Origin of the sequence: Escherichia sp. B1147, assembly GCF_001660175.1 — a bacterium.
Classification (GTDB): domain Bacteria; phylum Pseudomonadota; class Gammaproteobacteria; order Enterobacterales; family Enterobacteriaceae; genus Escherichia; species Escherichia whittamii.
This window is the reverse complement of sequence record NZ_LFHY01000015.1, coordinates 124,758-145,038: the sequence shown is the minus strand read 5'-3', so window position 1 is coordinate 145,038 and position 20,281 is coordinate 124,758. Positions and strand designations below refer to the sequence as shown.

The window sequence follows — 20,281 nt, the reverse complement described above, 5'->3', positions numbered from 1 at the left end:
GCCGGGGGGCGTTTCTCTTATTCGGCCTGGATTCCAGGCCCGGATAGCAATAAGCCATCCGGGCACGACGTCATTAGCGAGTAACTTCGACTTTCGCCAGTTTTTCGTAGTAGCACGCAAGAGCGCTATGGTCTGCTGTTCCCAGACCATCGGCACGCAGCGCTTGCATCATCTCCATAACTGCAGCCGTCAGCGGCAGTTGCGCGCCAACGCCGTGGGAGGTATCCAGTGCATTTGCCAGATCCTTAATATGCAGATCAATACGGAAACCTGGCTTGAAGTTGCGGTCCATCACCATTGGTGCTTTCGCGTCCAGTACGGTACTGCCCGCCAGTCCACCACGAATTGCCTGATAAACCAGATCCGGGTTAACGCCCGCTTTGGTTGCCAGCGTCAACGCTTCTGACATCGCGGCAATATTCAGCGCCACAATGACCTGATTTGCCAGTTTGGTGACATTGCCTGCGCCGATCTCCCCGGTATGTACCACAGACCCCGCCATCGCTTTCATTAAGTCATAGTATTTGTCGAAAATAGCCTTATCGCCACCCACCATCACTGACAGAGTGCCATCAATCGCTTTCGGCTCACCACCGCTAACCGGAGCATCCAGCATATCAATGCCTTTCGCTTTCAGCGCTTCGCTGATTTCACGGCTTGCCAACGGTGCGATAGAACTCATATCGATCAATACCGTGCCTGGCTTCGCGCCTTCAATAATGCCATTTTCACCCAGCGCCACCTCTTTCACATGAGGAGAGTTTGGCAGCATGGTGATGATGACGTCGCACTGTTCAGCGATCGCTTTAGCCGTAGAAGCTGTTTCTGCACCTGCAGCAATCACGTCAGCAATAGCTTCTGGGTTACGGTCAGCAACCACCAGCGAGTAACCTGCTTTCAGAAGGTTTTTACTCATTGGTTTACCCATAATCCCCAGGCCAATAAAACCAACTTTCATAGTCATATCAATCATCTCTCTTGTTGCGGTGGTGGTTATTTTTTAAAGGTATCGGCCAGTTTCTGGGTGGCAGAGCGGAACACGCCGAGATCGCTACCAACGGCCACAAACGTAGCGCCCCATTCCAGATAACGACGCGCATCGGCTTCGACCGGTGCGAGGATACCGCTGGGTTTGCCGTGCGCTTTGGCACGGTTAAAAATATGCTGAATCGCTTTTTGTACATCCGGGTGCGAGGCATTGCCGAGATGGCCTAATGCCGCAGCCAGATCGCTGGGGCCGACGAAGATGCCGTCTACGCCTTCGGTAGCGGCAATGGCATCGACGTTATCTACGCCCTGCTGACTTTCAATCTGGACCAGAATCGTGATGTTCTTGTTCGACTGAGCGAAATAATCCGCCACGGTGCCAAACATATTGGCACGGTGAGAAACGGAGACGCCGCGAATACCTTCTGGTGGATAACGAGTAGATGCCACCGCCTGCACCGCTTCCTCTTCTGTTTCGACAAACGGGATCAGGAAGTTATAGAAACCGATATCCAGAAGACGCTTAATAATCACAGGCTCGTTGGTCGGCACTCGCACCACTGGCGCACTGGAGCTGCCTTTCAGGGCCATTAACTGCGGAATGAACGTGGAAATATCGTTTGGCGCATGTTCGCCATCCAGCACCAGCCAGTCAAACCCAGCCAAACCAAGAACTTCAGTGCTAATCGGGTTAGAGAGTGCTGACCAGCAACCAATTTGTACCTGTTTCGCGGCCAAAGCGGCTTTGAACTTATTGGGGAAAATATCGTTATTCATCGCTTATACCTTTGCTTATTTCTGCAATTCCATACGTTTAATGTCGCCAACCACGAAGAGGTAGCAGACCATCGCCATCAGCGCCGAACATCCCACGAAGACCAGTGCCGCATTGAAGGAGTGCAGTTCACTTACCAGGTAGCCAATCACCAGTGGAGTGACAATGGAGGCAACATTGCCAAAGACGTTAAATACGCCGCCGCAGAGGCCAACAATCTCTTTCGGCGCAGTGTCAGAAATCACCGGCCAGCCCAGCGCGCCAAATCCTTTGCCAAAGAAGGCCAGCGCCATCAGCATGACCACCAGCGTGGTGTTGTTGGTGTAGTTACATAAGATGATGGTGGAAGCCAGCAACATTCCGAGCACAATCGGTAACTTACGTGCCAGGGTCAGTGACAAACCGCGTTTGATCAGATAATCCGAGAAGACACCACCGAGCACGCCGCCAGCAAAACCACACAGTGCCGGAATCGAGGCGACCAGGCCCACTTTCAGAATCGACATGCCTTTTTCCTGTACCAGATAAATCGGGAACCAGGTAAGGAAGAACCAGGTGATGGTGTTGATAAAATATTGTCCGAAAAATACACCCAGCATCATGCGGCTGGAGAGCAATTGCTTGATGTAATGCAGTTTGGGACCGCTTGCCACCGCACTGCCCGGCTTTTTGTGGTCCATATCAACCACCGCGCCATTTTCCGAGATAAACTTCAGCTCTTCCGCTGACATGCGTGGATGGTCTGTCGGGTTATGAATCAACTTGATCCACAGCGCCGTCAGCACAAAACCAATCACCCCCATAACGGTAAAGACATGCTCCCAGCCCCAGGCGAACGTCAGCCAGCCAAGCAGCGGCGAAAAGAGCGCCAGCGAGAAATATTGCGCCGAGTTAAAGATGGCGGAGGCTGTGCCACGTTCTTTCGTCGGGAACCAGGCAGCGACAATACGGGCGTTTGCCGGGAATGACGGCGCTTCCGAGAACCCTAGCATAAAGCGCATAAAGAACATGGAGATCCCTGCCCAGGCCAGCGGAAACATATCGACAAAGCCTTGCAGGAAGGTGAACAGCGACCAGAAAAAGAGGCTGTATGTGTAAACTTTCTTCGAGCCAAACTTATCAAGCAGCCAGCCGCCGGGGATTTGCATCAGCAGGTAGGCCCAGCCAAAAGCGGAGAAGATGTACCCCATCGAAACCGCACTCAATTGCAACTCTTTTGCCACTTCAGTACCAGCAATCGACAGCGTTGCACGATCGGCGTAGTTAACGGCGGTAACAATAAAAATAATCAGTAATATTAAATAGCGGGTATGCACGCCTTTCTTTTTTTCGTCAACGGTGTCCAGAATCATTTTATTAACCTCGGGTACTTATGCTGATTTTTATTATTATGCGGAAGGTATTATTTATGAGTTTCATTTATGCCGTAATGACAATGAACTCGGGAATCAGTATAAGCAGCGCGAGAATAATAATCATTGTGCAAATGCTAATTTAATTAATTCAATTTAAATATTATTTTGAGCATATGCACATAAGGCTGCGCGCTAAAGCACAGATTTGCGCTTTGCCTTGCCGGGCGGCATTGCAATCCCTGAAATGATTGACATTGATCACATTTCTGCATTTAAACTCCTGACATTCTTATTTCACCCAATGAAGTCATTTATTTTTAAATGAGATTGAGTTCTCATTTTTATATCCCCCTGGCTGGAGAATATTGCACAATGGCCAACATCGAAATCAGACAAGAAACGCCGACTGCGTTTTATATAAAAGTACACAACACAGATAATGTGGCAATTATTGTTAATGATAATGGCCTGAAAGCAGGAACGCGTTTTCCGGACGGACTGGAATTAATTGAACATATTCCCCAGGGGCATAAAGTTGCATTGGTGGACATCCCTGCTGATGGTGAAATTATCCGTTATGGCGAAGTGATTGGTTACGCCGTGCGCGCGATCCCTCGCGGAAGCTGGATCGACGAATCAATGGTAGTACTGCCGGAAGCACCGCCGTTACATACTCTGCCCCTGGCAACCAAAGTCCCGGCCCCCTTACCGCCGCTGGAAGGTTATACCTTTGAAGGCTATCGCAATGCCGATGGCAGTGTGGGTACCAAAAACCTGCTCGGCATTACCACCAGCGTCCACTGTGTGGCAGGCGTGGTGGATTACGTAGTAAAAATCATTGAGCGCGACCTGCTACCGAGATACCCGAACGTCGATGGCGTAGTGGGGCTGAATCACCTGTACGGTTGTGGCGTGGCGATTAATGCACCGGCGGCTGTGGTGCCAATACGTACCATTCACAATATTTCGCTCAATCCGAATTTTGGCGGCGAGGTGATGGTGATTGGCCTGGGCTGTGAAAAGTTACAGCCTGAACGTTTACTGACTGGAACGGATGATGTGCAAGCTATTCCTGTAGAAAGCGCCAGCGTTGTCAGCTTGCAGGATGAAAAACATGTCGGCTTTCAATCAATGGTCGAGGATATTTTGCAGGTCGCCGAACGCCATCTAAAAAAACTGAATCAACGTCAGCGAGAAACCTGTCCGGCTTCAGAACTGGTTGTCGGCATGCAATGCGGCGGCAGCGATGCATTTTCTGGCGTAACGGCAAACCCGGCAGTTGGATATGCGTCGGATCTACTGGTGCGCTGCGGTGCAACGGTGATGTTCTCGGAAGTAACGGAAGTGCGTGACGCAATTCATCTGCTAACACCGCGCGCCGTTAACGAAGAGGTCGGCAAACGACTGCTGGAAGAAATGGAGTGGTACGATAACTATCTCAATATGGGGAAAACCGACCGTAGCGCCAACCCTTCTCCCGGCAATAAAAAAGGCGGTCTGGCAAATGTGGTGGAAAAAGCGCTCGGCTCCATTGCGAAATCAGGCAAAAGCGCAATTGTTGAAGTATTGTCACCCGGCCAACGCCCAACAAAACGTGGATTAATTTACGCCGCGACGCCAGCCAGCGATTTTGTCTGTGGCACGCAACAGGTGGCTTCAGGTATTACCGTGCAAGTGTTTACGACAGGGCGCGGAACGCCGTATGGCCTGATGGCGGTACCGGTCATTAAGATGGCGACGCGTACCGAACTGGCGAATCGCTGGTACGACTTAATGGATATCAACGCAGGCACTATTGCCACTGGCGAAGAGACGATTGAGGATGTGGGCTGGAAGCTGTTCCACTTTATTCTCGACGTCGCCAGCGGGAAGAAGAAGACATTCTCGGATCAGTGGGGGCTGCATAACCAGCTGGCGGTGTTTAACCCGGCACCGGTGACTTGATATACTCGTCATACTTCAAGTTGTACTATGCCCGATAACGCTTGTTTATCGGGCATAGTGAATCACAGCGAAGACGCGTGCTCCCCGACCAGAATCACTTCAACCCCAGCCTTTCGCAGCCCCTCCAGGCTATCCGCAGGAATGCCTTCATCGACAATGATCATGTCGATCCGCTGAGTATCAATGATCTTATGCAAGCTGGATCGATTAAACTTACTGGAATCAGTGACCACGATGATCCGCTCCGCAACTTCGCACATCCGACGATTTAAACGAGCTTCATCTTCATTATGCGTGCTGACGCCGCGCTCCAGATCAATAGCATCTACACCGAGAAACAGCATGTCGAAGTGGTAATTTTGCAGCGATTGTTCAGCCTGATCGCCGTAAAAAGATTGCGACTGGCGGCGCAGATGTCCGCCGGTCATCAGGAGTTCAACGCCTTCCGCTTCCAGCAAGGCATTGGCCACGTTCATACCGTTGGTCATTGCAATCACGTCGGTGTGCTTGCGCATCAGACGGGCAATCTCAAAGGTGGTGGTTCCGGAGTCGAGGATCACGCGATGCCCCGGCTGAATCAACTCAACGGCAGCTTTCGCAACGCTGCGTTTCATCGCCGTGTTGAGCGCACTTTTATCTTCCACCGATGGTTCGACTGACGGCGTCGTACTATCGCAGATCAATGCGCCACCATAGGCACGCACAGCGATCCCCTGTTTTTCAAGAAACGCCAGATCGTTGCGGATGGTCACAGTAGATACACCATATAATGCCGATAGATCATTAACTTGCACACTTCCTTGTTGGCGCAGGCGTTGAATGATCTGCTCTCGTCGCTCACTGGTGCCTGTCACTCGCTTCTCGCCTGAAGCGTCGGTATTACTCATAGTAAGTCCTTTCGTAAAACTTTCGTTTCATTTCGTTTTGCCTATTAACGCCTTTCTATTAAGCAAATGCAAGCCCACATTGCCCCCTGCCGCAAGCTACTCTCGCTCCAGAACCTTTCATTATGTTTCTTTTGTGAATCAGATCAGAAAACCATTATCTTTCGTTTTATTTTTATCTCACCATGCCGCAGTATCAATTGAAACAAAACGAAAGATTAAAGTTGCAGTAATCTGAACTGGAGAGGAAAGTGAAACATCTGACAGAAATGGTGAGACAGCACAAAGAGGGCAAAACAAATGGGATTTATGCCGTTTGTTCCGCGCATCCGCTGGTGCTGGAAGCCGCAATCCGCTACGCCTGCGCTAACCAAACGCCATTATTGATTGAAGCAACGTCCAATCAGGTGGACCAGTTCGGCGGTTATACCGGAATGACGCCCGCCGATTTTCGCGGCTTTGTTTGCCGGCTTGCCGACTCGTTGAATTTCCCGCAGGACGCGTTGATTCTGGGTGGCGACCATCTGGGGCCAAACCGCTGGCAAAACCTGCCTGCCGTTCAGGCGATGGCCAATGCTGATGATTTGATTAAAAGCTACGTCGCTGCGGGATTCAAAAAAATACATCTCGATTGCAGCATGTCCTGTCAGGACGATCCGGTTCCCTTAACCGATGGCATTGTTGCCGAACGCGCCACCCGCCTGGCGAAAGTGGCGGAAGAAACCTGTCGTGAACATTTTGGCGAGGCCGATCTGGTGTATGTCATTGGCACCGAAGTTCCGGTGCCTGGCGGCGCACATGAAACCTTAAGCGAACTGGCGGTTACCACGCCCGATGCCGCCCGCGCCACGCTGGAAGCCCATCGTCACGCCTTTGAAAAACAAGGGCTGAATGCCATCTGGCCGCGCATCATTGCCCTGGTGGTACAACCCGGCGTCGAATTCGATCACACCAACGTTATTGATTATCAGCCCGCCAAAGCGACCGCCTTAAGCCAGATGGTCGAAAGCTACGAAACGCTGATTTTCGAAGCCCACTCTACGGATTATCAAACGCCGCAATCGTTACGTCAGTTGGTTATTGACCACTTTGCCATTCTGAAAGTCGGCCCAGCGCTGACCTTCGCCCTGCGTGAAGCCCTGTTCTCTCTGGCTGCGATTGAAGAAGAACTGGTGCCAGCGAAAGCCTGTTCCGGTCTACGTCAGGTACTGGAAAACGTGATGCTCGACCGCCCGGAATACTGGCAAAGCCACTACCACGGTGACGGCAACGCGCGGCGCCTGGCACGTGGTTACAGCTACTCGGATCGCGTGCGCTACTACTGGCCGGACAGCCAGATTGATGACGCTTTCGCCCATCTGGTCCGGAACCTGGCGGACGCGCCAATTCCGCTGCCGCTCATCAGCCAGTATCTGCCATTGCAGTACGTGAAAGTTCGCTCCGGTGAGTTACAGCCCACGCCACGGGCGTTAATTATCAACCACATTCAGGACATCCTGGCGCAGTACCACGCAGCCTGTGAAGGCCAATAACCAAAACAAAGAGGAACACGCTATGCCAAATATTGTTTTAAGCCGGATTGATGAACGCTTGATTCACGGTCAGGTCGGCGTTCAGTGGGTCGGATTTGCGGGGGCAAATCTGGTGCTGGTAGCCAATGATGAAGTTGCCGAAGATCCAGTACAACAAAACCTGATGGAAATGGTGCTGGCAGAAGGGATCGCCGTACGTTTCTGGTCGCTGCAAAAAGTCATCGACAACATCCACCGCGCCGCCGATCGGCAGAAAATCCTGCTGGTTTGTAAAACACCGGCCGATTTCCTGACGCTGGTTAAAGGTGGCGTCCCGGTTAGCCGCATTAACGTTGGCAATATGCACTACGCCAATGGCAAAAAGCAAATCGCCAAAACAGTTTCTGTAGATGCAGGCGATATCGCAGCATTTAACGACCTGAAAGCCGCTGGGGTGGAATGCTTCGTTCAGGGCGTCCCGACAGAACCTGCTGTGGACCTCTTTAAATTACTTTGAGGGATTCATCATGGAAATCAGTCTGTTGCAGGCATTCGCGTTGGGCATTATCGCCTTTATCGCTGGCCTGGATATGTTTAACGGCTTAACTCATATGCACCGCCCGGTCGTTCTCGGCCCGTTGGTTGGGCTGGTACTTGGCGATTTGCATACTGGTATTTTAACCGGCGGTACTCTGGAACTGGTGTGGATGGGACTGGCTCCGCTGGCGGGCGCACAGCCGCCTAACGTGATTATCGGTACTATCGTCGGCACGGCGTTTGCTATTACCACCGGTGTGAAACCCGATGTCGCGGTCGGCGTCGCCGTACCTTTCGCGGTTGCGGTACAGATGGGGATTACGTTCCTGTTCTCAGTGATGTCTGGCGTGATGTCGCGATGCGATCGAATGGCGGAGAACGCCGATACGCGCGGCATTGAGCGCGTGAACTATCTGGCGCTGTTGGCGCTCGGCATCTTCTATTTTCTCTGCGCTTTCCTGCCTATCTACTTCGGCGCGGAACATGCAAAAACCATCATTGATGTCCTGCCGCAACGGTTAATCGACGGCCTCGGCGTCGCGGGCGGCATCATGCCAGCAATCGGTTTTGCCGTGCTGCTGAAAATCATGATGAAAAACGTCTACATCCCCTACTTCATCCTGGGTTTCGTTGCCGCCGCCTGGCTCAAGCTGCCGGTGCTGGCTATTGCTGCCGCCGCGCTGGCGATGGCGCTGATCGACCTGCTGCGTAAATCTCCTGAACCGACTCAACCTGCGGCACAGAAAGAGGAATTTGAAGATGGCATCTAATCAAACGACCCTGCCGAACGTCAGTGAAAACGAAGAAACATTGCTGACGGGCGTCAATGAAAACGTATATGAAGATCAGAGCATTGGCGCAGAGCTGACGAAAAAAGATATCAACCGCGTCGCCTGGCGTTCCATGCTGTTACAGGCTTCTTTCAACTACGAACGTATGCAGGCTTCCGGCTGGCTGTACGGTCTGCTGCCTGCACTGAAAAAGATCCATACCAATAAACGCGACCTGGCGCGCGCCATGAAAGGCCATATGGGCTTCTTCAATACCCATCCGTTTCTGGTGACGTTTGTTATTGGCATTATCCTCGCGATGGAACGCTCAAAACAGGACGTGAACAGTATTCAGAGCACCAAGATTGCCGTTGGTGCGCCGCTCGGCGGGATTGGCGATGCGATGTTCTGGCTGACGCTGCTGCCGATTTGTGGCGGGATTGGCGCAAGCCTGGCGCTGCAAGGCTCTATTCTCGGCGCAGTCGTATTTATTGTTTTGTTCAACGTGGTGCATCTCGGTTTGCGTTTTGGTCTTGCGCATTACGCGTATCGAATGGGCGTCGCAGCAATTCCGTTGATTAAAGCGAATACCAAAAAAGTCGGTCATGCTGCGTCTATCGTTGGGATGACGGTGATCGGCGCGCTGGTGGCAACCTATGTTCGCTTAAGCACCACGCTGGAAATCACGGCGGGCGACGCAGTGGTTAAGCTACAGACTGACGTTATCGACAAACTGATGCCTGCCTTCTTACCGCTGGTCTATACCCTGACCATGTTCTGGTTAGTTCGTCGCGGCTGGAGTCCGCTGCGCCTGATTGCGGTGACCGTGGTTCTCGGCATCGTCGGTAAATTTTGCCATTTCCTTTAAATACAATGAGGTATTAGATGTTAAGTATTATTTTGACAGGGCATGGCGGATTTGCCAGCGGCATGGAAAAAGCAATGAAGCAAATCCTCGGTGAGCAATCGCAGTTTATCGCCATCGATTTTCCAGAAACCTCAAGCACCGCACTGCTTACATCGCAGCTTGAAGAGGCCATCGCCCAACTGGATTGTGAAGACGGCATTGTTTTTCTGACGGATTTGCTGGGCGGTACACCGTTTCGCGTGGCCTCAACGCTGGCAATGCAAAAACCGGGCTGTGAAGTGATCACGGGGACTAATTTGCAACTGTTACTGGAGATGGTGCTGGAGCGCGAAGGGTTGAGTAGCGAAGAATTCCGTGTGCAGGCGCTGGAGTGCGGGCATCGCGGGCTGACCAGTCTGGTGGACGAGCTGGGCCGCTGCCATGAAGAATGCCCGGTCGAGGAAGGAATATGACGCAAGTTCTGCGCGCCAGAAGGCTGCTGACCGAAGAGGGCTGGCTGGAACTGATAGCCGATGGTCATCATGTTCATCCGGCGGCGATGTCGCTGTGTTGTTGCTGTGCAAAAGAGAGAATCGTGCTGATAACTGACGCTATGCAGGCTGCCGGGATGCCGGATGGTCGCTATACGTTATGTGGTGAAGAAGTGCAGATGCACGGCGGTATTGTGCGTACCGCATCTGACGGGCTGGCGGGCAGTACGCTGTCTGTCGATGCGGCGGTGCGTAATATGGTCGAGCTGACGGGCGTTTTGCCAGAAGAGGCGATTCATATGGCATCGCTGCATCCGGCGCGAATGCTGGGGATAGATGATGTTTTAGGCTCGCTTAAAGCGGGGAAACGCGCCAGCGTGCTGGCGCTGGATAGTGGGCTACATGTGCAACAAGTTTGGGTTCAGGGTCAATTAGCTTCGTTTTGATGGTTTGCTCCTTTATTGGGCCTTCACTTCCCCCGTAAGGCCTTTCTTTTTCTTTCGTTTTGATCTGTGCAGCGGTGTCGGATGCGACGCTAACGCGTCTTATCCGACCTACGGTACGCCGCATCCGGCAATCGGTGCACATAGCGACGTCATCACGCAATCCTTTAATCTTCCCTTATCTTTTCTTTCAACGATCACAAATTTCGTTTTATTTCTTTTTTCTTCATTGAACTTTCAATTTCTTTTCTATAAATTTTAATCAACGAAACAAATCATCAAATGAAACGAAACGAAAGGCAAGAGAAAGCTACCACGCCAGACGTCAAGTTCATCAGACTAAGGATTGAGTTATGTCAGAAAATTACACCCCTGCTGCCGCGAACACCGGCACATGGACTGAAGAAGAGATCCGTCATCAGCCTCGCGCGTGGATCCGTTCGCTTACCAACATCGACGCGTTACGTTCCGCACTCAATAACTTCCTTGAACCGTTACTGCGCAAAGAGGATCTGCGGGTAATCCTGACCGGCGCCGGAACCTCGGCATTTATCGGTGACATCATCGCGCCGTGGCTCGCCAGCCATACCGGCAAAAACTTCAGCGCCGTACCGACCACCGATCTGGTTACCAATCCAATGGACTACCTGAATCCAGCGCATCCGCTGCTGTTGATCTCCTTCGGTCGATCCGGCAATAGCCCGGAAAGCGTCGCCGCCGTGGAACTGGCGAATCAGTTTGTACCAGAGTGCTATCACCTGCCGATCACCTGCAATGAAGCGGGCGCTCTCTATCAAAACGCGATCAACAGCGACAACGCGTTTGCCCTGCTGATGCCCGCAGAAACGCACGATCGCGGCTTTGCGATGACCAGCAGTATTACTACCATGATGGCCAGCTGCCTCGCGGTTTTCGCACCTGAGACGATCAACAGCCAGAGCTTCCGCGATGTGGCGGATCGTTGCCAGGCGATCCTGACCTCGCTGGGCGATTTCAGTGAAGGTGTGTTTGGTTACGCGCCGTGGAAACGGATCGTTTATCTCGGCAGCGGTGGCTTACAGGGCGCGGCACGCGAGTCGGCGCTGAAAGTGCTGGAACTGACGGCAGGTAAACTGGCCGCCTTTTATGATTCCCCGACCGGATTCCGTCATGGCCCGAAATCGCTGGTCGACGACGAAACGCTGGTAGTGGTGTTTGTCTCCAGCCACCCTTACACCCGTCAGTACGATCTTGACCTGCTGGCAGAACTCCGCCGTGACAACCAGGCAATGCGCGTAATCGCCATCGCTGCGGAAAGCAACGACGTTATCGCCGCTGGCCCACATATTATCCTGCCGCCGTCCCGTCACTTTATCGACGTTGAACAGGCATTTTGCTTCCTGATGTACGCCCAGACGTTCGCACTGATGCAGTCGCTGCACCTGGGCAATACGCCGGACTCCCCATCCGCCAGCGGCACGGTTAACCGCGTGGTGCAAGGCGTTGTTATTCACCCGTGGCAGGCATAAGAGGATCGCACAATGAGCATTATCTCCACCAAATATCTGTTACTGGACGCCCAGGCCAATGGCTACGCGGTACCTGCATTTAACATCCATAACGCTGAGACTATCCAGGCGATCCTCGAAGTGTGCAGTGAAATGCGATCGCCGGTGATCCTCGCCGGGACGCCGGGGACTTTTAAACATATCGCCCTGGAAGAGATCTACGCCCTGTGTAGCGCCTATTCCACGACCTACAACATGCCGCTGGCGCTACATCTCGACCATCACGAATCACTCGATGATATTCGCCGTAAAGTACACGCAGGTGTGCGCAGTGCGATGATCGACGGCAGCCACTTCCCGTTTGCTGAAAATGTGAAGCTGGTGAAATCGGTTGTCGACTTCTGCCACTCGCAGGATTGCAGCGTGGAAGCGGAACTGGGCCGTCTGGGCGGCGTGGAAGATGACATGAGCGTTGACGCCGAAAGCGCGTTCCTGACCGATCCACAAGAAGCCAGACGCTTTGTTGAACTAACCGGCGTCGACAGCCTGGCAGTGGCGATTGGAACGGCGCACGGGTTATACAGCAAAACGCCGAAGATTGATTTTCAACGGCTGGCGGAAATTCGTGAAGTGGTGGATGTTCCTCTGGTGCTGCATGGTGCCAGCGATGTTCCTGATGAATTTGTCCGCCGCACTATTGAGCTTGGTGTAACAAAAGTGAACGTTGCCACGGAATTAAAAATAGCTTTCGCTGGCGCGGTTAAAACCTGGTTTGTGGAAAATCCGCAGGGTAATGATCCTCGTTATTATATGCGCGTCGGTATGGACGCCATGAAAGAAGTTGTCAGAAATAAAATTAATGTCTGTGGTTCAGCGAATCGAATTTCCGCGTAATCATTAATTTTATACGATTTTTCAGAATGCACTGCCCAATTAATATTGGGTTGTGCCTTAATGGCAAAGGAGATAACTAAACATTAATAAATACATCAGTACAATGTCTCAACAATAATATATTTAAAAAAATTATATTATTCAACTTTTATGGTGAGGATTACACAATGAGCAGTCCAAATATTCTCTTAACCCGTATTGATAACCGTCTGGTTCACGGCCAGGTTGGCGTGACCTGGACATCTACTATTGGCGCGAACCTGCTGGTGGTCGTGGACGATGTTGTCGCTAATGATGATATTCAACAAAAATTGATGGGCATTACTGCGGAAACTTACGGCTTTGGCATTCGTTTCTTTACTATCGAAAAAACCATTAACGTCATCGCCAAAGCTGCGCCACACCAGAAAATCTTCCTGATTTGCCGTACGCCGCAAACGGTACGTAAATTGGTAGAAGGTGGCATTGACCTTAAAGAGGTTAACGTCGGCAATATGCATTTCTCGGATGGGAAAAAGCAAATCAGCAGTAAAGTTTATGTCGATGATCAGGATCTCGCGGACTTACATTTTATTAAACAACGCGGCGTAAATGTTTTTATTCAGGACGTCCTCGGCGATCAAAAAGAACAAATCCCTGACTAAATCTAAAATCGCCTTAATATTGGTTTGAGGTAATAAAAATGCATGAAATAACCCTAATTCAGGGGCTATCCCTGGCGGCGTTAGTTTTCGTTCTGGGGATTGATTTTTGGCTGGAAGCCTTATTTTTATTCCGCCCGATAATCGTTTGTACCCTTACTGGCGCTATTCTCGGTGATATTCAGACTGGCTTAATTACCGGTGGTCTGACTGAGCTGGCTTTCGCCGGATTAACCCCTGCCGGTGGCGTTCAGCCGCCTAACCCTATTATGGCAGGCCTGATGACTACCGTCATTGCGTGGTCTACCGGTGTGGATGCCAAAACGGCGATTGGTCTGGGCCTGCCGTTTAGTTTGTTAATGCAGTACGTCATTCTGTTCTTCTATTCGGCATTCTCATTATTTATGACCAAAGCCGATAAATGCGCGAAAGAGGCGGATACGGCGGCGTTTTCCCGACTTAACTGGACAACGATGCTAATTGTCGCTTTAGCGTATGCGGTGATTGCTTTCCTCTGTACTTACCTGGCGCAAGGCGCGATGCAGACGCTGGTGAAAGCGATGCCCACCTGGTTGACCCACGGCTTTGAAGTGGCTGGCGGGATTCTGCCTGCCGTCGGTTTTGGCTTGCTGCTGCGCGTGATGTTCAAAGCGCAATATATCCCTTATCTGATCGCCGGTTTCCTATTTGTTTGCTACATCCAGGTTAGCAACCTGTTGCCGGTTGCCGTACTGGGCGCAGGCTTTGCGGTTTATGAGTTTTTCAATGCGAAATCCCGGCAGCAAGCGCAACTACAGCCCGTTGCCAGTAAAAATGAAGAAGAGGACTACAGCAATGGGATCTGAAATCAGTAAAAAAGATATCACCCGTCTGGGCTTTCGTTCGTCGCTGCTACAAGCGAGCTTTAACTACGAAAGGATGCAGGCGGGCGGCTTTACCTGGGCAATGCTGCCGCTCCTGAAAAAGATTTATAAAGACGACAAACCGGGCTTAAGCGCGGCGATGAAAGATAACCTCGAATTTATTAACACTCACCCAAATCTGGTCGGATTCCTGATGGGATTGTTAATTTCGATGGAGGAGAAAGGCGAAAACCGCGACACCATTAAAGGTCTGAAAGTGGCTCTGTTTGGCCCAATCGCCGGGATTGGCGATGCGATTTTCTGGTTTACCTTGTTGCCGATTATGGCGGGGATCTGTTCTTCATTCGCCAGTCAGGGGAATTTGCTGGGGCCGATTCTGTTCTTCGCCGTTTATCTGCTTATCTTTTTCCTGCGCGTCGGCTGGACCCACGTCGGTTATTCGGTCGGCGTGAAGGCGATCGATAAAGTGCGAGAGAACTCGCAGATGATCGCCCGTTCGGCAACCATACTCGGGATTACGGTAATTGGCGGGCTGATCGCTTCGTATGTGCATATTAACGTGGTGACGTCGTTTGCTATAGACAGTACCCACAGCGTCGCCCTGCAACAGGATTTCTTCGATAAAGTCTTCCCGAATATTTTGCCGATGGCTTATACCCTGCTGATGTATTACTTCCTGCGAGTGAAAAAAGCGCATCCGGTGCTGTTAATCGGTGTGACTTTTGTGCTTTCCATCGTTTGTTCCGCCTTCGGCATTTTATAAATAAAACGAGGCACTGCATTTGACGGTGCCTCTGTATTCAAGGAGTTTCTTCCTGTGCAAATCCTTCAGCAAGTTGAAAACTATACGGCGTTAAGTGAACGCGCCAGCGAATATTTATTGGACGTGATCCGCAACAAACCGAATGCCGTGATCTGCCTGGCGACCGGAGCCACGCCATTACTGACGTATCGATATCTGGTAGAAAAAATCCACCAGCAGCGCGTTGATGTCAGCCAACTCACCTTCGTAAAGCTCGACGAATGGGTGGATCTCCCTTTAACCATGCCCGGTACCTGCGAAACCTTCCTTCAGCAGCATATCGTGCAACCGCTGGGGCTACGCGAAGACCAGCTCATCAGCTTTCGCTCCGAAGATATTAACGAGACAGAGTGTGAGCGGGTGACGAATCTGATTGCTCGCAAAGGCGGCCTGGATTTGTGCGTTCTCGGACTGGGGAAAAACGGTCATCTGGGGCTAAACGAACCGGGGGAAAGCCTGCAACCGGCCTGTCACATCAGCCAACTTGATGCCAAAACACAGCAACATGAGATGTTAAGAACCGCTGGCCGCCCCGTTACCCGCGGGATCACCTTAGGTCTGAAAGATATTCTCAATGCCCGCGAAGTTTTGCTTCTGGTAACTGGCGAAGGAAAGCAGGATGCGACAAAACGCTTTCTTACTGCCACTGTCTCTACCGCGATTCCTGCTTCGTTTTTGTGGCTGCATCGTAACTTTATTTGCTTAATAGATAGAAACAAAGCATAGCCCCTTTCTTTATCAGGAAATAACGACTGACACGCCAAAACCAATACTTAAATTTAACTTATGTAGCTGAATTATTTGCATTTAATTAACTTTAACATAATTTCACTCAAAAAAATGAGATTGTGTTCAATGTTTAATTTATTAGATAAACACGTTACGTCGTTCAATAATCAGAACGAAAACCGCCAATAAAAACAGCCAAATTATCAAATTCATATAGCCACACACGAATAAAAATATCATTAATTTCCATGTATAATATAGAAACATTAATTATTTGAATATAAATATTATCTTAAATATGTTCATAAATAATGTTTAACAAAATGCTTCTGGCTGTATAATCTTTCAGATGCTGAACATATATTCACATTAAATATCATTAAGTACTTATTACAAGGATACGGTAATAAATGAACAAATTAGCAAAATCGGCTGTTGCGGGCCTGCTTGCGCTTTGCGCAGGAAACGCCATGGCAACGGACGGCGAGATCGTTTTTGACGGCGAGATTTTAAAATCCGTTTGTGAAATCAATGATTCCGACAAAACAATCGAAGTTGCTCTCGGCCACTACAGTGCTGAACAGTTCCGTTCTATTGGCGATAATAGCCCCAAAATTCCTTTCACCATTCCCCTGATGAATTGCCCGACCACGGGTTGGGAACATGAAAACGGAAAAACGGAAGCTTCTTTCCGTTTGTGGCTTGAAACACGAGACAATGGCACCGTCGCGGGTTACCCGAACCTGGCAAAAGTTGGCTCCTTTGCGGGAACTGCGGCAACAGGTGTGGGTATCCGAATTGACGATGCGCAAAGCGGAGCCATTATGCCTCTGAATGCCATGGGGAGTAGTAACACGGTTTATCAGATTCCTGCGGACTCCAATGGTGTCGTCAATGTTGACCTGCTCGCCTACTACGTCTCCACAGTTGATCATGCGGATATCACACCGGGGGAAGCAGACGCTGTCGTCAACGTAACACTGGATTACCGTTAATACGCCGCGGCGTTGTCTGTACCTCCTTTCAGATAACGCCTTTTTCCTTCCTCTCTTGTCGTCTCAGGTTGAAAAATGACTATGTCGAAACGAATCTTCGCGGTGATATCTACCTTACTGTGTAGCCTCTGGATTGGTCAGGCGCTGGCTGGTGGTATTGTTTTACAGCGAACACGAGTCATTTATGACGCCAGCCGCAAAGAGGCCGCGTTACCTGTCGCGAATAAAGGCGCGGAAATACCTTACTTACTGCAATCATGGGTAGATAATATCGAAGGTACAAGCCGCGCTCCCTTTATCGTTACTCCACCGCTGTTTCGTCTTGAAGCTGGCGATGACTCATCACTTCGGATTATTAAAACAGTTGACAACCTGCCTGATAATAAAGAGTCGCTGTTCTATATTAATGTCCGCGCCATCCCGGCAAAGAAGAAATCAGATACCGCTAATGCTAACGAACTGACGCTGGTATTTAAAACACGGATCAAACTATTTTATCGCCCCGCACACCTTAAGGGGTTGGTCAACAATGCGTGGAAATCGCTGGAATTTAAACGCAGTGGTCATTCACTCAATATATATAACCCCACTGAATATTACGTCGTGTTTGCCGGGCTAGCGGTCGGTAAAACCGATCTCACTGACAAGATTGAATATATTGCCCCTGGCGAGCATAAACAGTTGCCTCTCCCTTCAGATGCTGGGAATAACGTAAAATGGGCCGCCATTAATGATTATGGCGGCAATTCCGGGACGGAAACCCGTCCTCTTTAATAATAAATATAAAAGTACGGGTTAGCAGGGAATGCCAAAACAACAATATCAGGATCGTAGACCAACGCCGAAACGATTGGCTCTCATTATTCAACGCATTTTATCTGTGGTACTCGCTGGCAGCGGTGTGCTTTGCGCTACGGCTAACGCCGAAGAGTATTATTTCGAACCCAGTATGCTGGAAACAACAAAAAGCGGCATGCAGACAACAGACCTGTCACGCTTTTCAAAAAAATACGCTCAACTGCCTGGCACTTACCTGGTTGATATCTGGCTGAATAAAAAGAAAGTTTCACAGAAAAAAATGACGTTTGTCGCCAATGCAGAGCAACGGCTGGAACCCCAATTTACGGTGGGGCAACTGCGCGAGCTCGGCGTTAAGGTGGATGAAATTCCAGAGCTGGCCGAAAAAGAGGATGAGAGCGTAATCACTTCGCTCAAACAGATTATACCCGGTACAGTCGCTGATTTTGATTTCAATCATCAGCGCCTCAATTTAAGCATTCCCCAAATAGCGATTTACCGCGATGCCAGGGGTTACGTGCCCCCTTCCCGTTGGGACGATGGAATGCCCACGTTGTTTAGCAGCTACTCCTTTACCGGCTCCGAAAATCGTTATCGCCAGGGTAATCGAAACCAACGACAATATCTGAACATGCAAAACGGGGCCAATTTTGGCCCCTGGCGGCTACGCAACTACTCGACCTGGACGCGCAACGAACAGACATCAAACTGGAATACCATCAGTAGCTACTTACAACGTGATATCAAGGCACTGAAGTCCCAATTAATTCTGGGAGAAAGCGCCACCAGCGGCAGTATATTTTCCAGCTACACCTTTACCGGCGTACAACTCGCTTCCGACGATAATATGCTGCCAAACAGTCAGCGTGGGTTTGCTCCAACGGTACGCGGTATCGCGAACAGCAGTGCAATCGTTACCATCAGGCAAAACGGTTATGTTATTTATCAAAGCAACGTTCCTGCGGGTGCCTTTGAAATCAACGATCTCTACCCGTCTTCTAACAGCGGCGATTTAGAAGTCACCATTGAGGAAAGCGACGGTACGCAGCGGCGTTTTATCCAGCCTTACTCTTCGTTGCCCATGATGCAGCGGCCTGGGCGATTAAAATATAGCGTCACTGCCGGGCGCTTTCGCGATGATGCAAACAGCGACAGTAAAGAACCAGAATTTACAGAAGCCACGGCAATCTACGGCCTCAATAACACCCTCACACTGTATGGCGGCCTGCTCGGTTCTGAAGATTATTATGCGCTGGGGGTCGGTATTGGCAGCACCCTCGGCGTTCTGGGCGCGTTGTCGATGGATATCAACAGGGCTGATACACAATTTGATAACCAGCATACTTTTCGTGGTTATCAATGGCGTACGCAGTACATCAAAGATATCCCGGAAACCAGCACCAATATTGCCGTCAGCTACTATCGCTATACCAGCGATGGCTACTTTAGTTTTGATGAAGCCAATTCCCGCAATTGGGATTACAGCGGTCGTCAAAAAAGTGAAATTCAGTTCAGTATCAGCCAGACGATATTTGACGGGATGAGCCTGTACGCTACGGGTTCACAACAAGACTACTGGGGCAATAACGAGAAAAACAGAAATGTTTCTGTCGGGGTCTCCGGCCAGCAATGGGGAATTGGCTACAGCCTGAATTATCAATACAGCCGCTACACAGATGAAGACAATGACCGCGCGCTCTCCCTGAATCTGAGTATTCCACTGGAACAGTGGTTATCGCGCAGCCGGGTTTCATATCAGATGACCAGCCAGAAAGATCGTCCAACACAGCATGAAATGCGCCTTGATGGCTCACTGCTGGATGATGGTCGCCTGAGCTATAGCGTGCAACAAAGTCTCGATGACGATAACAACCATAACAGTAGCCTGAACGCCAGTTACCGCTCCCCTTATGGAACCTTCAGTGCCGGATACGATTACGGGAATGAGAGTAGCCAATACAACTATGGCGTCACCGGCGGCCTGGTTGTCCATTCTCATGGCGTGACACTTTCGCAATATCTGGGCAACGCTTTCGCTCTTATTGATGCTAACGGTGCTTCTGGTGTGCGGATGCAAAACTATCCGGGAATTGCTACCGATCCCTTCGGTTATGCCGTCGTTCCCTATCTCACCACGTATCAGGAAAACCGCCTCTCGGTCGATACCACACAATTGCCCGATAACGTCGATCTTGAGCAAACAACCCAGGTTGTGGTGCCCAACAGGGGGGCAATGGTAGCGGCACATTTCAGCGCTAATATAGGTTATCGGGTACTGGTGACCGTCAACGATCGAAGCGGCAAGCCGTTACCTTTTGGCGCACTGGCCAGCAACGATGAGACGGGGCAACAAAGCATCGTGGATGAGGGCGGCGTATTGTATCTGTCAGGAGTGTCAAGCAAATCACAAAACTGGACCGTACGCTGGGGAAATCAGGCTAGTCAGCAGTGCCAGTTTGCGTTTAGTACGCCAGATTTAGACAAACCAACATCCTCCGTTTTACAAGGCACAGCACAGTGCAATTAAG

The 20,281-nt window shown here is 50.5% G+C and carries 19 protein-coding genes and 1 pseudogene; 16 read left to right on the top strand and 4 right to left on the bottom strand.

The window, feature by feature from the left end; all coding sequences use genetic code 11:
• Positions 1–73: 73 nt before the first annotated feature.
• The 3 genes from garR to garP are packed head-to-tail and all read right to left on the bottom strand — an operon-like array spanning position 74 to position 3,114.
• A complete protein-coding gene (gene garR / locus A9180_RS15665; RefSeq protein ID WP_001303675.1) occupies positions 74–964 on the bottom strand; it encodes a 2-hydroxy-3-oxopropionate reductase in 891 nt (296 codons plus the stop codon).
• Between the two features lie 29 nt (positions 965–993).
• Positions 994–1,764, bottom strand: coding sequence for a 2-dehydro-3-deoxyglucarate aldolase (gene garL, locus A9180_RS15660; protein WP_064529565.1), 771 nt, complete (start codon positions 1,762–1,764; stop codon positions 994–996).
• 15 nt (positions 1,765–1,779) lie between these two features.
• On the bottom strand, positions 1,780–3,114 hold the full coding sequence (gene garP, locus A9180_RS15655) for a galactarate/glucarate/glycerate transporter GarP (protein ID WP_064529564.1): 1,335 nt from the start codon (positions 3,112–3,114) through the stop codon (positions 1,780–1,782).
• Between the two features lie 375 nt (positions 3,115–3,489).
• On the opposite strand from garP, the gene garD reads away from it, so the two are divergent.
• Positions 3,490–5,061, top strand: coding sequence for a galactarate dehydratase (gene garD, locus A9180_RS15650; protein ID WP_064529563.1), 1,572 nt, complete (start codon positions 3,490–3,492; stop codon positions 5,059–5,061).
• 62 nt (positions 5,062–5,123) lie between these two features.
• Here the strand turns inward: garD and agaR are convergent, their stop codons facing one another.
• Complete coding sequence (gene agaR / locus A9180_RS15645; protein ID WP_064529562.1) at positions 5,124–5,948, bottom strand: aga operon transcriptional regulator AgaR; 825 nt, start codon at positions 5,946–5,948, stop codon at positions 5,124–5,126.
• A gap of 248 nt (positions 5,949–6,196) precedes the next feature.
• On the opposite strand from agaR, the gene kbaZ reads away from it, so the two are divergent.
• From kbaZ to A9180_RS15570, 15 genes and pseudogenes are all read left to right on the top strand, one after another.
• On the top strand, positions 6,197–7,477 hold the full coding sequence (gene kbaZ / locus A9180_RS15640; RefSeq protein ID WP_064529561.1) for a tagatose-bisphosphate aldolase subunit KbaZ: 1,281 nt from the start codon (positions 6,197–6,199) through the stop codon (positions 7,475–7,477).
• Between the two features lie 22 nt (positions 7,478–7,499).
• Positions 7,500–7,973, top strand: a complete 474-nt coding sequence (gene agaV / locus A9180_RS15635) for a PTS N-acetylgalactosamine transporter subunit IIB (RefSeq protein WP_064529560.1) — start codon at positions 7,500–7,502, stop codon at positions 7,971–7,973.
• A 10-nt stretch (positions 7,974–7,983) separates the two neighbouring features.
• Positions 7,984–8,763, top strand: a complete 780-nt coding sequence (gene agaW / locus A9180_RS15630) for a PTS N-acetylgalactosamine transporter subunit IIC (protein WP_000406209.1) — start codon at positions 7,984–7,986, stop codon at positions 8,761–8,763.
• Positions 8,753–9,631, top strand: coding sequence for a PTS N-acetylgalactosamine transporter subunit IID (agaE, locus tag A9180_RS15625; RefSeq protein WP_001298758.1), 879 nt, complete (start codon positions 8,753–8,755; stop codon positions 9,629–9,631). Before agaW ends, agaE begins: the two co-directional genes overlap by 11 nt.
• A gap of 17 nt (positions 9,632–9,648) precedes the next feature.
• Positions 9,649–10,083, top strand: a complete 435-nt coding sequence (agaF, locus tag A9180_RS15620; RefSeq protein ID WP_000948829.1) for a PTS galactosamine/N-acetylgalactosamine transporter subunit IIA — start codon at positions 9,649–9,651, stop codon at positions 10,081–10,083.
• Between the two features lie 38 nt (positions 10,084–10,121).
• Positions 10,122–10,547 (top strand): annotated as a pseudogene (locus tag A9180_RS15615) (amidohydrolase family protein); the annotation flags it as partial.
• Between the two features lie 350 nt (positions 10,548–10,897).
• Entirely contained in the window at positions 10,898–12,052 is a 1,155-nt protein-coding gene (locus A9180_RS15610; protein WP_064529558.1) for an AgaS family sugar isomerase, read from the top strand.
• A gap of 12 nt (positions 12,053–12,064) precedes the next feature.
• On the top strand, positions 12,065–12,925 hold the full coding sequence (kbaY, locus tag A9180_RS15605; protein ID WP_064529557.1) for a tagatose-bisphosphate aldolase subunit KbaY: 861 nt from the start codon (positions 12,065–12,067) through the stop codon (positions 12,923–12,925).
• Positions 12,926–13,092: 167 nt separating this feature from the next.
• On the top strand, positions 13,093–13,569 hold the full coding sequence (gene agaB, locus A9180_RS15600) for a PTS galactosamine transporter subunit IIB (RefSeq protein ID WP_064529556.1): 477 nt from the start codon (positions 13,093–13,095) through the stop codon (positions 13,567–13,569).
• Between the two features lie 38 nt (positions 13,570–13,607).
• Positions 13,608–14,411 (top strand): PTS galactosamine transporter subunit IIC, encoded by an 804-nt coding sequence (gene agaC / locus A9180_RS15595; RefSeq protein WP_064529555.1) that lies wholly within the window; start codon positions 13,608–13,610, stop codon positions 14,409–14,411.
• Complete coding sequence (agaD, locus tag A9180_RS15590) at positions 14,401–15,192, top strand: PTS galactosamine transporter subunit IID (RefSeq protein WP_000534360.1); 792 nt, start codon at positions 14,401–14,403, stop codon at positions 15,190–15,192. The genes agaC and agaD overlap by 11 nt, the downstream gene beginning before the upstream one ends.
• Positions 15,193–15,957, top strand: a complete 765-nt coding sequence (locus A9180_RS15585; RefSeq protein ID WP_074399588.1) for a galactosamine-6-phosphate isomerase — start codon at positions 15,193–15,195, stop codon at positions 15,955–15,957.
• A gap of 413 nt (positions 15,958–16,370) precedes the next feature.
• A complete protein-coding gene (locus A9180_RS15580; protein WP_064529553.1) occupies positions 16,371–16,955 on the top strand; it encodes a fimbrial protein in 585 nt (194 codons plus the stop codon).
• An 81-nt stretch (positions 16,956–17,036) separates the two neighbouring features.
• Positions 17,037–17,729 (top strand): molecular chaperone, encoded by a 693-nt coding sequence (locus A9180_RS15575; RefSeq protein WP_064529856.1) that lies wholly within the window; start codon positions 17,037–17,039, stop codon positions 17,727–17,729.
• Positions 17,730–17,760: 31 nt separating this feature from the next.
• Complete coding sequence (locus tag A9180_RS15570) at positions 17,761–20,280, top strand: fimbria/pilus outer membrane usher protein (protein ID WP_064529552.1); 2,520 nt, start codon at positions 17,761–17,763, stop codon at positions 20,278–20,280.
• Position 20,281: the final 1 nt, after the last annotated feature.